Source organism: Pseudomonas sp. R25(2017) (genome assembly GCF_002112565.1).
GTDB lineage: Bacteria > Pseudomonadota > Gammaproteobacteria > Pseudomonadales > Pseudomonadaceae > Aquipseudomonas > Aquipseudomonas ekonensis.
Window position 1 is genome coordinate 17,878 of record NZ_NEHZ01000032.1, and the last position, 12,659, is coordinate 30,536.

The following is a 12,659-nucleotide window of genomic DNA, read 5'->3' on the forward strand; positions in this document are numbered from 1 at the left end:
GACCGAATATGTCGCAGCGCTGCAAGCAGGCACATTGTCGCAGCCATTAAGCTGCGCAACGGATGGGCACCCGTAAAGGCATTGCCGACGGCCCGCGCCCGGCGCCCGGCAGTCGTTTTTGCAGATGCCCATCCAATGGAAGGTGAATGTGACCTGAGTGTCTCGTCCAGCTTCACCCACCTGTCACCCTGTTTCCTCTGCCCGAGAATCAGGAACAGGGAGACGGAACGGCCCGATAGGGGGCCATGCAGCATGTGACGCTTTCCATCAATAACAAGCCCAAGCGGAGTACCACAGATGGCGTTCTTCACCGCAGCCAGCAAAGCCGACTTCCAGCACCAACTGCAAGCGGCACTGGCGCAGCACATCAGTGAACAGGCACTGCCACAAGTGGCGCTGTTCTCTGAACAATTCTTCGGCATCATTTCCCTGGACGAGCTGACCCAGCGTCGCCTCTCCGACCTCGCTGGCTGTACGCTTTCCGCATGGCGCCTGCTTGAGCGCTTCGACCACGCGCAACCGCAGGTTCGCGTCTACAACCCCGATTACGAACGTCACGGCTGGCAGTCGACCCACACCGCGGTCGAAGTGCTGCACCACGACCTGCCGTTCCTGGTGGACTCGGTGCGCACCGAGCTGAACCGCCGCGGCTACAGCATCCACACCCTGCAGACCACCGTGCTGAGCGTGCGTCGCGGCGACAAGGGCGAGCTGCTGGAGATCCTTCCAAAGGGCACCACCGGCGAAGGCGTGCAGCACGAGTCGCTGATGTACCTGGAAATCGACCGCTGCGCCAACGCGGCCGAGCTGAATGTGCTGACCAAGGAACTGGAACAGGTCCTGGGCGAGGTCCGCGTCGCGGTCGCCGATTTCGAGCCGATGAAGGCCAAGGTGCAGGAGATCCTCACCAAGCTCGACACCAGCGCATTTGCCGTCGACGGCGACGAGAAGACCGAGATCAAGAGTTTCCTGGAATGGCTGGTGGGCAACCACTTCACCTTCCTCGGCTACGAAGAGTTCGTGGTCACCGACCAGGCCGACGGCGGCCACATCGAGTACGACCCGGCCTCGTTCCTGGGCCTGACCAAGCTGCTGCGCACCGGCATGACCTATGACGACCTGCGCATCGAAGACTACGCCGTCAACTACCTGCGCGAACCCAAGCTGCTGACCTTCGCCAAGGCCGCGCACCCGAGCCGCGTGCACCGTCCGGCCTACCCGGACTACGTGTCGATCCGCGAGATCGACGCCGACGGCAACGTCATCAAGGAATGCCGCTTCATGGGCCTGTACACCTCCTCGGTGTACGGCGAAAGCGTGCGCACCATCCCGTACATCCGCCGCAAGGTCGAGGAGATCGAGCGCCGCTCCGGCTTCCAGTCCAAGGCCCACCTGGGCAAGGAACTGGCGCAGGTGCTGGAAGTGCTGCCGCGCGACGACCTGTTCCAGACCCCGGTCGACGAGCTGTTCAGCACCGTGATGTCGATCGTGCAGATCCAGGAGCGCAACAAGATCCGCGTGTTCCTGCGCAAGGATCCGTACGGCCGCTTCTGCTACTGCCTGGCCTACGTGCCGCGTGACATCTATTCCACCGAAGTGCGCCAGAAGATCCAGCACGTGCTGATGGAGCGCCTGAAGGCCACCGACTGCGAGTTCTGGACGTTCTTCTCCGAGTCCGTGCTGGCCCGCGTGCAGCTGATCCTGCGCGTCGACCCGAAAAACCGCATCGACATCGACCCGCTGCAACTGGAGAACGAAGTCATCCAGGCCTGCCGCAGCTGGCAGGACGACTATGCCGCGCTGACGGTCGAGACCTTCGGCGAAGCCAACGGCACCAACGTGCTGGCGGACTTCCCGAAAGGCTTCCCGGCCGGCTACCGCGAGCGTTTCGCGGCGCATTCGGCCGTGGTCGACATGCAGCACCTGCTCAACCTGAGCGAGAAGAAGCCGCTGGCCATGAGCTTCTACCAGCCGCTGGCCTCGGGCCCGCGCGAGCTGCACTGCAAGCTGTATCACGCCGATACCCCGCTGGCGCTGTCCGACGTCCTGCCGATCCTGGAAAACCTCGGTCTGCGCGTGCTGGGCGAGTTCCCATACCGCCTGCGCCACAACAACGGCCGCGAGTTCTGGATCCACGACTTCGCGTTCACCGCGGCCGAAGGCATGGACCTGGACATCCAGCAGCTCAATGACACCCTGCAGGACGCGTTCGTCCACATCGTGCGCGGCGACGCCGAAAACGATGCGTTCAACCGCCTGGTGCTGACCGCCGGCCTGCCGTGGCGCGACGTCGCGCTGCTGCGTGCCTACGCCCGCTACCTGAAGCAGATCCGTCTGGGCTTCGACCTGGGCTACATCGCCAGCACCCTGAACAACCACACCGACATCGCCCGCGAACTGACCCGGTTGTTCAAGACCCGCTTCTACCTGGCGCGCAAACTGGGCAGCGATGATCTGGACGACAAGCAACTGCGTCTGGAGCAAGCGATCCTGACCGCGCTGGACGACGTTCAAGTCCTCAACGAAGACCGCATCCTGCGTCGTTACCTGGACCTGATCAAAGCGACCCTGCGCACCAACTTCTACCAGACCGACGCCAACGGCCAGAACAAGTCGTACTTCAGCTTCAAGTTCAACCCGCACTTGATCCCTGAACTGCCGAAGCCGGTGCCGAAGTTCGAAATCTTCGTCTACTCGCCGCGCGTCGAAGGCGTGCACCTGCGCTTCGGCAACGTCGCGCGTGGCGGCCTGCGCTGGTCCGACCGTGAAGAAGACTTCCGCACCGAAGTCCTGGGCCTTGTGAAAGCCCAGCAAGTGAAGAACTCGGTCATCGTGCCGGTGGGCGCCAAGGGCGGCTTCCTGCCGCGTCGCCTGCCGCTGGGCGGCAGCCGTGACGAGATCGCGGCCGAGGGCATCGCCTGCTACCGCATCTTCATCTCGGGCCTGTTGGACATCACCGACAACCTGAAGGACGGCAAACTGGTGCCGCCGGCCAACGTCGTGCGCCATGACGACGATGACCCGTACCTGGTGGTGGCGGCGGACAAAGGCACCGCGACCTTCTCCGACATCGCCAACGGCATCGCCATCGACTACGGCTTCTGGCTGGGCGACGCGTTCGCTTCCGGCGGTTCGGCCGGTTACGACCACAAGAAGATGGGCATCACCGCCAAGGGCGCGTGGGTCGGCGTGCAGCGCCACTTCCGCGAGCGCGGCATCAATGTCCAGGAAGACAGCGTCACCGTGGTCGGCATCGGCGACATGGCCGGCGACGTGTTCGGCAACGGCCTGTTGATGTCCGACAAGCTGCAGCTGGTTGCCGCGTTCAACCACATGCACATCTTCATCGATCCGAACCCGAACCCTGCCACCAGCTTCGTCGAGCGTCAGCGCATGTTCGACCTGCCGCGTTCGGCCTGGTCCGACTACGACACCAGCATCATGTCCGAAGGCGGCGGCATCTTCTCGCGCAGCGCGAAGAGCATCGCCATCTCGCCGCAGATGAAAGAGCGCTTCGACATCCAGGCCGACAAGCTGACCCCGACCGAACTGCTGAACGCCTTGCTCAAGGCGCCGGTGGATCTGCTGTGGAACGGCGGCATCGGCACCTACGTCAAGGCCAGCACCGAAAGCCACGCCGACGTCGGCGACAAGGCCAACGATGCGCTGCGCGTGAACGGCAACGAACTGCGCTGCAAAGTGGTGGGCGAGGGCGGCAACCTGGGCATGACCCAACTGGGCCGTGTCGAGTTCGGCCTCAACGGCGGCGGCTCCAACACCGACTTCATCGACAACGCCGGTGGTGTGGACTGCTCCGACCACGAAGTGAACATCAAGATCCTGCTGAACGAAGTGGTTCAGGCCGGCGACATGACCGACAAGCAACGCAACCAGTTGTTGGCGAGCATGACCGACGAAGTCGGCGGCCTGGTGCTGGGCAACAACTACAAGCAGACCCAGGCCCTGTCCCTGGCGGCCCGCCGTGCCTACGCGCGGATCGCCGAGTACAAGCGCCTGATGGGCGACCTGGAAGGCCGCGGCAAGCTGGACCGCGCCATCGAGTTCCTGCCGACCGAAGAGCAACTGGCCGAGCGCGTGGCCGAAGGCCATGGCCTGACCCGTCCGGAACTGTCGGTGCTGATCTCCTACAGCAAGATCGACCTCAAGGAGCAGCTGCTCAACTCGCTGGTTCCGGATGACGACTACCTGACCCGCGACATGGAAACGGCGTTCCCGCCGACCCTGGTCAGCAAGTTCTCCGAAGCCATGCGCCGTCACCGCCTGAAGCGCGAGATCGTCAGCACCCAGATCGCCAACGACCTGGTCAACCATATGGGCATCACCTTCGTTCAGCGGCTCAAGGAGTCCACCGGCATGAGCCCGGCGAACGTGGCAGGCGCCTACGTGATCGTGCGTGACATCTTCCACCTCCCGCACTGGTTCCGTCAGATCGAAGCGCTGGACTACCAGGTGCCTGCCGAAGTGCAGCTGGAGCTGATGGACGAGCTGATGCGCCTGGGGCGCCGCGCCACCCGCTGGTTCCTGCGTGCCCGCCGCAACGAGCAGAACGCTGCCCGTGACGTCGCGCATTTCGGTCCGCACCTGAAGGAGTTGGGCCTCAAGCTCGACGAACTGCTCAGCGGCGAGATCCGCGAGACCTGGCAGGCCCGTTACCAGGCCTACGTCGAGGCCGGTGTGCCGGAGCTGCTGGCGCGCATGGTGGCGGGAACCTCGCACCTGTACACCCTGCTGCCGATCATCGAGGCTTCCGACGTGACCGGCCAGAACCCGGCGGACGTGGCCAAGGCCTACTTCGCCGTGGGCAGCGCGCTGGACATCACCTGGTACATGCAGCAGATCAGCGCCTTGCCGGTCGAGAACAACTGGCAGGCCCTGGCCCGCGAGGCGTTCCGCGACGACGTCGACTGGCAGCAGCGTGCGATCACCATCTCCGTCCTGCAACAGGGCGACGGCTCCCAGGAGGTGGAAACCCGCCTGGCGCTGTGGATGGAACAGCACGACGCGATGATCGAGCGCTGGCGCGCCATGCTGGTGGAAATCCGTGCCGCCAGCGGCACCGACTACGCCATGTACGCGGTGGCCAACCGCGAACTGCTGGACGTGGCGCTGAGCGGCCAGACGGTCGCACCGGCCGCCTCGGCCCGCAACGCCGAGCTGGAACCGGCCTGAGCCGTAGCTGAATGAAAAAGCCCCGCTCTCGCAAGAGGCGGGGCTTTTTCATGCCTGCGGTTTGTGTCGCCTGATCGGGCCACATCGCCAGCAGGCTGGCTCCCACATGGGTTTTGCGTTGCAGGCGAATCCCTGTGGGAGCCAGCCTGCTGGCGATGAGGCCACCGAAATCAGTACAACTTTTGAGCCTGCCGGGTATCCAGCATCGACACACTGTCCGCCGCACCGCCCAACAAGTCGCTGAGCGACCGGTCGAACTTCTGCAACGCCCGCACTTGAACGTCCTGCTGTTCATGGATATCCGCCACGATGTCGTCGGTGCGCTTGTAGTCGGCCCACAACGGACTCAAGGCCTTGGCATCGGTGCCTTTGGCCGTGCCGATGTAGTTGAACTGCGCATCGTAGAAGTCCGCGCTGGCGTCGGTACGGATGTCGGAGCTGCGCGAGGTGATCAGTTGGCTGCGGGTCTCGATGATCGCCGTCACGTCGGGCTTGGCCGCCCGCAGGCTCTGCATGTCCGGGTAGACGGTCACCGAGCCGAAGCGGCGTTTGAGCGAAGCGGTCATCCAGTCCACGGCCATGTCCGGTTTCGAAGTGGCGACGTAGGCGTCGTGGATCGGCTGCACCAGCAGGCTCTGGCCGAAGCCGGTGCCGGCGTTGGCCTGGTAGTCGCGCAGGTATTGGCGGTTGGTCTGGGTGCCCGGGCTGTAGACGATGCCGAGGGACACGTCGGCGCCGCTGGGCACCCGGGTGGCGCCGCTGCGGCCCACGGGGTGGGTGAACAGCGTGTCGAGCGAGGATGCCGAGGGCGGCGCGGTGGGCACCGAGCAGGCGGAGAGGGCCAGTACCGAGATCGACAACGTTGCGGCAAACGCAAGTTTCATGGTGGTTCTCCCGTGAAACAACTTCGGTTCGAAGAGTTTAAAGTTGCCGCACTGAACGGCAGTTGAACCAGACTAAACCCGCACCGGAAAGTTGAAACGACCAATCGGCGAAGTTACCGGGTGACCAATAGTCTTGTTCGCTTTAAACGCCCATGATTAATTGCCCCGGGAAATAAAAAGGCTCAAATCGACGATTTGAGCCTTTTTATTTATGGCTGGCGCAACAGCGATCAGTTTTCCAGGGGGATCAGCACTTTCTCGTCCGGGGCCAATACCATGAACACCAGCAACTTCGCCGGCTTGGACTTGCTGGCGTTTTTCGACACCAGGTGTTCGGAGCCGGCCGGTTCGTACCAGTACTGGCCCTTCTTGTAGGTGACCGGTTGTTCGCCCTTGACCTGGGACACGATCTCGCCTTCCAGCACGTAGGCCATCGCGGTGCCCTCGTGCCGGTGGGCGATGGACGACTGACCGGGTTTGTAGTCGACTTCGATCATCAGGGCTTTCTTGCCGGGGGCGTTCTTGAGCATCTGATCCTGCAGGACGGTGACCTTCTCGGAAGGTTCGTCCGTGCCATGGGCAAAGGCCGGGCCGGCGGCGAGCAGGGCGAGGGCGGTAAACACGTGCAGGGCTTTCATGGGCATCACCTGTGGAATGTGGGTGTCGGTGATCACAGTAGTTCGCGCGGCGGTTCGATCAAACGGCCAATGTTCGGGAAGATCGGGAGACCAATCGCCGCCCCTGAAACCTGTCGGGCACGTGCCCCTGTGGCGAGGGCGTTTCGCCGAATCGATCCCGCAGAGAGACAGACCCGTGGCGACCCTGCAGGACTAGACGATGGGAAAGGAATTGAAGTCCACGCTGTTGGCCAGCCGGCTGTCGATCAGGTCGATGAAGCCCTGTGCCTCGGGGCGGTTGAAGTGCGCCTGCATGGCCGCTTCCGATTGCCAGTGGGCACTGACCGTCCAGCGCTGGCTGTCCTCGGGGCAGCGGTCGACCATGTAGGAGTCGCAGCCGGGCGTTTCACGCAGGGTCTCGACGATCTTCTGCAACTGCCTGCCCAGCTCTTCCGAGCGGCCGGCGGCGGCCTGCACCTGGACGGTATTGATCACGGGGTTGGACATGGCTCGCTCTCCTGTACCGGTTCGGACGCATCCGCCCATTGAGGGATAAGGCCTGTGCAGGATAGGCCTGCCTCCCGGGATCACCAATAACCAATCGGCGGTTAATCGGTTAGACCAATCCCTCAGGCCACTTGCTGCAAGAGATCGCGCAGGCGATCCAGGGCGATGTCGATGTCCAGGGTCTCGATGGCGCCGAAGCCGAAGTACAGGCCGTCGCGGGGCGCTTGCTGATAGTAGAAGCCGTTGATCGCGTACAGCCCGACCTCGACCTTTTTCGCCAGCTCGATGATCAGCGGCAGGTCCAGCGGCACCTTGCAGAACACCGCCATGTGGAACCCGGCGCTGGGCGGCACCGCCTCCAGCCACGGCGACAGGTCGGTGGCCATGCGCGTCAGGATCCGTTCCCGGCGCTGGGCGTAGACGGTGTGGCAGCGGCGGATGTGCTTGAGCAGGCAGCCTTCGGCGATGAACTTGGCCAGGGCCCATTGCGGCAGGGTGGAGGCGTGCAGGTCGGTGAGCTGCTTGGCGCGGATCACCGCCTCAAGAATCGCCGGCGGCAGGATCGCATAGCCGATCCGCAGCTCCGGCAGCAGGGTCTTGGAGAAGGTGCCGACATAGGCGACGAGGCCGCGCCGGTCGAGGTTGTGCAGCGAATCCGTGGGCCGGCCTTCGTAGCGGAATTCGCTGTCGTAGTCGTCCTCGATGACGATGGCGCCCAGTGCGTGGGCGCGCTCCAGCAGCGCCTCGCGGCGGGCCTGGCTCATGGGCATGCCCAGCGGAAACTGGTGCGACGGCGTCACGTAGATCAGCCGGGTGCCGTCGGGAATGTGCTCGACCTGAATGCCCTCGGCATCCACCGGCACGCCGACCACCGTGGCGCCGTGGGTGCCGAACAGCAGACGGGCGGGCGGATAGCCGGGGTCTTCCATCGCCACGACGCTGCCGGGCTGCAGCAGCACCCGGGCGATGAGGTCGAGCGCCTGCTGGGCGCCGTTGCACACCACCACGTCTTCGTCCTGGCAATTCACCCCACGGGAAAACGCAATGTGCCGGGCAATCGCGTTGCGCAGCGCCGGCAAGCCTTCGGGCAGGCTGTAGAAGCCCTTGGAGGTCGCCATCTGCCGCATGGCGTGGGCGACGCAACGGCGCCAGTCGTCCTGGGGAAACTGGCCCTTGCCGGTGGCGCCGCCGATGAAGTCGTAGCGCAGCGAGCCTTCCAGCGTCGGGTGGCGCAGGAACACCGGCAGATTGCGCCATCGCTCGACGACCTCGGCGCCGGCCAGTTCCGCAGCGCTTTGCTTGCGCTGCACGGCGGCGGGACGGGCGTTGACGTAGGTGCCTTTGCCGATCACGCCGGTGAGGAAGTTTTCGTAGGTCAGCTGCGCATAGGTGTCGGAGATGGTCTTGCGCGAAATCCCCAACTGCTCGGCCAGCAGGCGGCTGGGGGGCAACTGGGTGCCGGCGGCCAGCCGCCCGGACTCGATGGCGCCGCGCAGTTGCTGGTACAACTGGCCGGCCAGATCCTTGCGGCCGTTGATCACGACATGAAGTTCCATACCGACGGGGCTCCTGGGGCGAATGAGGCGGATTGTGCGCCCGCCAGATTACTTCCGAATGCACGCGGGGCAGAAGTTGCGTATCGCAAATCCCCGAAATTGGTGCAGAACCCTGTGGGAGCTGGCTTGCCAGCGATGGGGCCTTCGGATCCAGCATCAGTGTCAGCAGGTATACCGCCATCGCTGGCAAGCCAGCTCCCACAGAGTCAGTGTGTGCCCGGGTTCAGTGGTCTGCCAGTTTTCCGTGGAATTGGGGCTGTAACCCTGGCGCACCAGCGCTTACCGTGAAATCACTCTTCTGCTGCCCGAGACCCGCCCATGTCCCCGCGCCTGGATTACTACAGCGCCTCGCCCAAGGCGATGAAAGCGATGATCGCCCTGGAGGCACTGACCGGCAGCCTGAGCATCGAGCCGCCGCTGCTGCACCTGATCAAGATCCGCGCCTCGCAGCTCAACGGCTGTGCGTTCTGCACCGACCTGCACTCGGTGGAGGCCCGACGGGCCGGGGAGAGCGAGCGGCGCCTGTACGCGGTAGCGGTGTGGCGCGACAGCGGCTTTTTCAGCCTGCGCGAGCGGGCGGCGCTGGCCTGGACCGAAGCGGTGACGCTGCTGTCCGAAGGCAAGGTCACGGATGCTGTCTTCCAGGAAGCGCGGGAGCAGTTCGCGGAAGGCGAGCTGGTGGATCTGACCATGGCCATCAGCACCATCAGCAGTTGGAACCGGCTGGCGGTGAGTTTCCGCCAGGAGCCCAGCGAGTGATCCGAGCGCGCGCAGGGCTGCTGCGCACGCACGCGCGAGCCAGCGCCCTCGCCTCGGGCTCTGGGCTCATTGACCGGCCGGCGGCCGCTGCGGCTTGACCGAATGGCCGAAGGCGTTGCCCATCCGCGTGGCGGTGGCGGCCGGCGTCGCCAGGCCCACCTGGTTCGGCGGTCGCTTGTCGACGGGCACGTTCATCGCCTCGCGGTTCTTTTGCGCCGCCTTGGCGCCTTCGGGGTTGTTGCCCATCTGCTGGCTCAGGCAATCGTAGTTCGGCGCCTTGTAGCCGCCGACCGTTACGTCGATGCACCCCGTCGGCTGTTCGGCGTGCGCCATGGCGCAGGCGATCAGCACCGCGCCGCCCAGAACGATGTTGCTCAGTGATTTCATGCAGGCCTCCTGGCCGGCCCGACGGGCCGCTCTGGTGCTTGAGTCTACTGCAAGGCCGCCGGCGATCCCGTGATGGTTTTTTTGCACCGTCCGTCACACCAGATTCATAAACAGCCCTCAGGATGACGGTTTTCAGGGGTGCGTCAGCCGTGCAGCGAGGCCATGCCAAGGGCGGTTTTGTGCGTTCAGCGCCTTTGCGCCAGGCCTGTCTGGGCCTGTTGCTGGGCCTCTTGGCGCTGGGGGCGAAGGCCGAACCGTTGCGCATGACGCTGCACATCCCGGCCCAGGATCTGGCGTCGGCCCTGGACCGGTTCAGTCGGGCCACGGGCATGGCGGTGCTGGTCGACAGCCAGTTGAGCCGGGGCCGGCGTTCGTCGGCGGTGGACGGTGAGTTCACCGCGGCCGACGCCTTGCGCCGCATGCTCGGCGGCAGCGGCCTGATGGCCAAGTACGCCCGCGCCGATGCGTTCACCTTGCAGGTGGCGCAGGTCGAAGAGACGCAAGGGCCGGCCCAGCACGCAACGGCGGCGCCCAGCGCGGTCAACCGCAGCTATGCGACGGCGGTGCAGGCGGCCATCGAACGCACGCTGTGCCGTTCGCCGCTCACCCGTCCGGGCAGTTACCGCGCGGTGCTGCAGTTGTGGATCGGCCGCGACGGGGTGGTGCAGCACCATCGGCTGCTGACCTCCACCGGCGATGGCCGGCGGGACGCGGCGCTGGTGGACAGTTTTCAACGCTTGAGCATCGAGCGCCCGACGCCCGGGGCTTTGCGTCAGCCGGTGACGCTGCTGCTGTTGCCGGAAACCATGGACAAGAAAAACACAGGGAAACGCATGGACTGCACCAGATGGGAAGGAGTTTCCGGGGGATGAAAGACGCCGGACAAGGTTCGATGCTCCAGCTGTTCCTGACGTCCTACGACGACTTTCGGGTGCGCCTGCGCCGTCGTCTCGGCTCCGAGGACCTGGCCAACGACGTGCTGCACGAGACCTACCTGCGGGTTGACCGCATGGAGCCTCCGCCGGATCTCCTGCGGCCCAACGCCTACCTCTACCGCATGGCGCTGAACATCGCCGCCGACCGCCGCCAGGCCGACGCCCGGCTGCTCACTGGCAGCGAGGTCGAGGAACTGCTGCAGATCAGCGACGAAGCCCTCGACCCGGCGCGGGTGGTGGGCGGGCAGAAGGAGATCCAGTCGCTGCTCAGCGCCCTGTATGAGCTGCCGGCGCGGCGCCGGCGGATCTTCATCGCCGCCCGTCTGGAAGAGGCGCCGCACCTGGAGATTTCCCAGCGCTTCGGCATCTCCACGCGCATGGTCGAGAAGGAAATCAAGGCTGCGCTGGGGCACTGCGCGGCGAAACTGGAAAGAAAAGTGTTTCAGCGGTTCGGTCGCGGGGCCGGAAAACCGTCTTGAAAGTAGAGCGCCGATCCGGGCGTCCCGATCAACCCGTCGAGTAACTGTGCGTTTGAACATCCACCGTCTGACACCTGCCGCGCCCAAGGCCTGTGAACGTCTGCAGAGCGAAGCCCGCGACTGGCTGATCCTGCTGACCTCGGGCCGGGCCACGGTCGCCGATGCCCGGGCCCTGCGCCAGTGGTGCGCGCAAAGCCCCGAACACGCCCGCGCCTTCGAGGACTGCAAGGCCCTGTGGCACCTGCTGCAACCGGCGGCCGAGGGCCTGCGGGCTCCCCGGCGCTTCGGCCGACGGGCGTTCCTGGGCGGCGCCATTGCGGCGTCGGCGGCGTTCCTGCTGGTGCGCGGCACGGTGCCCGGCGGTTTCTCGGGCCTTGGGGCCGACTACATCACCGAGGTCGGCGAGCAGCGCCGCTTCGAACCGGCCGACGGCCTGAGCCTGGAGCTCAACACTCAGACCCGCATCAACCAGCGCGCCGTGGAAGGCGGCGTGCAAGGCTTCGAACTGCTCAGCGGCGAAGTCGAGGTGCAGACCGCGCGCCGGCCGTTGGCGGTGCAGGCCGACAGCGGCTGGCTGCGGACCAGTCAGGCACGGTTCAACCTGCGCAACCTCGACCGGCAGGTGTGCGTGACGTGTCTCGACGGTGCGCTGGAGGTGGACCTGCAAGGCCGCAGCGTGCGCCTGGAGCCGGGCCAGCAACTGACCTGGGACGCGCAGCAGGTGGGCAGCGTGCAGAGCGTCGACACCGCCGCGGTGATGAACTGGCGGCACCAGGTGCTGGTGTTCAACGGCGCGACCCTGAGCCAGATGATCGACGAGATCAACCGCTACCGCCCCGGCATGCTGGTGCTGCTCAACCGCGAACTGGGCCAGCGCCGGGTGCAGGCCCGCTTCAGCCTTGACCAACTGGCCGGCGTCGCCTTGCTGATCCGCGACGCCTATGGCGTCAAATGCACCGAACTGCCGGGCGGGGTCGTCGTTTTCAGCTGATGGCAGGGCTGGCGGTTTAGATGCCAGCAGTGCCGGCCTCATCGCTGGCAAGTCGAGTCGTCGCACCGCAGCTCCCACAGGTTTTTGTGGTGTACCTGGATCCTGCAAACACTCGGGCTACCTGTGGGAGCTGGCTTGCCAGCGATGGCGGTGGGTCAGGCACCGGAGATGCCGGCTGTGATGGCCTCATCGCTGGCAAGCCAGCTCCCACAAGTTTTTGTGGTGTGCAGGGATCCTGCGGACAGCCGGGATCCCCTGTGGGAGATTCTATGGTTGAGGCAAAGCCCTCAGCCTGCTTTCGGTTCATATTCGCTTTGTCCTTTGAGCAGGGCGAATACGATCCGGGCCAGTTTG

General features: G+C 65.1%; 10 protein-coding genes. 5 read left to right on the forward strand and 5 right to left on the reverse strand.

Annotation, left to right across the window (positions count from 1 at the left end):
• Window positions 1-297 precede the first annotated feature (297 nt).
• Window positions 298-5,190 (forward strand): NAD-glutamate dehydrogenase, encoded by a 4,893-nt coding sequence (locus CAG31_RS27495; protein WP_085586893.1) that lies wholly within the window; start codon window positions 298-300, stop codon window positions 5,188-5,190.
• A 170-nt stretch (window positions 5,191-5,360) separates the two neighbouring features.
• Here CAG31_RS27495 and CAG31_RS27500 read toward each other — a convergent pair whose 3' ends face one another.
• The 4 genes from CAG31_RS27500 to CAG31_RS27515 all read right to left on the reverse strand — a co-directional run bounded on the left by CAG31_RS27500 (window position 5,361) and on the right by CAG31_RS27515 (window position 8,754).
• Window positions 5,361-6,074, reverse strand: coding sequence for an ATPase (locus CAG31_RS27500; protein ID WP_085586894.1), 714 nt, complete (start codon window positions 6,072-6,074; stop codon window positions 5,361-5,363).
• Between the two features lie 230 nt (window positions 6,075-6,304).
• Window positions 6,305-6,712, reverse strand: coding sequence for a cupin domain-containing protein (locus CAG31_RS27505; protein ID WP_085586895.1), 408 nt, complete (start codon window positions 6,710-6,712; stop codon window positions 6,305-6,307).
• Window positions 6,713-6,904: 192 nt separating this feature from the next.
• A complete protein-coding gene (locus CAG31_RS27510) occupies window positions 6,905-7,198 on the reverse strand; it encodes a putative quinol monooxygenase (protein ID WP_085586896.1) in 294 nt (97 codons plus the stop codon).
• A gap of 122 nt (window positions 7,199-7,320) precedes the next feature.
• Window positions 7,321-8,754 (reverse strand): PLP-dependent aminotransferase family protein, encoded by a 1,434-nt coding sequence (locus CAG31_RS27515; protein ID WP_085586897.1) that lies wholly within the window; start codon window positions 8,752-8,754, stop codon window positions 7,321-7,323.
• Between the two features lie 318 nt (window positions 8,755-9,072).
• Here CAG31_RS27515 and CAG31_RS27520 point away from each other — a divergent pair, with 318 nt between their 5' ends.
• The gene (locus tag CAG31_RS27520; RefSeq protein WP_085586898.1) at window positions 9,073-9,513 is read left to right on the forward strand and encodes a carboxymuconolactone decarboxylase family protein; all 441 of its coding nucleotides are present in this window, start codon (window positions 9,073-9,075) and stop codon (window positions 9,511-9,513) included.
• A gap of 66 nt (window positions 9,514-9,579) precedes the next feature.
• Here the strand turns inward: CAG31_RS27520 and CAG31_RS27525 are convergent, their stop codons facing one another.
• Window positions 9,580-9,900 carry a hypothetical protein gene (locus tag CAG31_RS27525; protein WP_085586899.1) on the reverse strand — a complete coding sequence of 107 codons (321 nt, stop codon included), beginning with the start codon at window positions 9,898-9,900 and terminating at the stop codon, window positions 9,580-9,582.
• A gap of 149 nt (window positions 9,901-10,049) precedes the next feature.
• Here CAG31_RS27525 and CAG31_RS27530 point away from each other — a divergent pair, with 149 nt between their 5' ends.
• From CAG31_RS27530 to CAG31_RS27540, 3 genes are read left to right on the forward strand one after another with little or no spacing between them, the layout of a single operon-like run.
• Window positions 10,050-10,772, forward strand: coding sequence for a secretin and TonB N-terminal domain-containing protein (locus tag CAG31_RS27530; RefSeq protein ID WP_085586900.1), 723 nt, complete (start codon window positions 10,050-10,052; stop codon window positions 10,770-10,772).
• Window positions 10,769-11,314, forward strand: coding sequence for an RNA polymerase sigma factor (locus CAG31_RS27535; protein ID WP_085586901.1), 546 nt, complete (start codon window positions 10,769-10,771; stop codon window positions 11,312-11,314). The genes CAG31_RS27530 and CAG31_RS27535 overlap by 4 nt, the downstream gene beginning before the upstream one ends.
• Window positions 11,315-11,366: 52 nt before the next feature.
• On the forward strand, window positions 11,367-12,305 hold the full coding sequence (locus CAG31_RS27540; protein WP_085586902.1) for a DUF4880 domain-containing protein: 939 nt from the start codon (window positions 11,367-11,369) through the stop codon (window positions 12,303-12,305).
• Window positions 12,306-12,659: the final 354 nt, after the last annotated feature.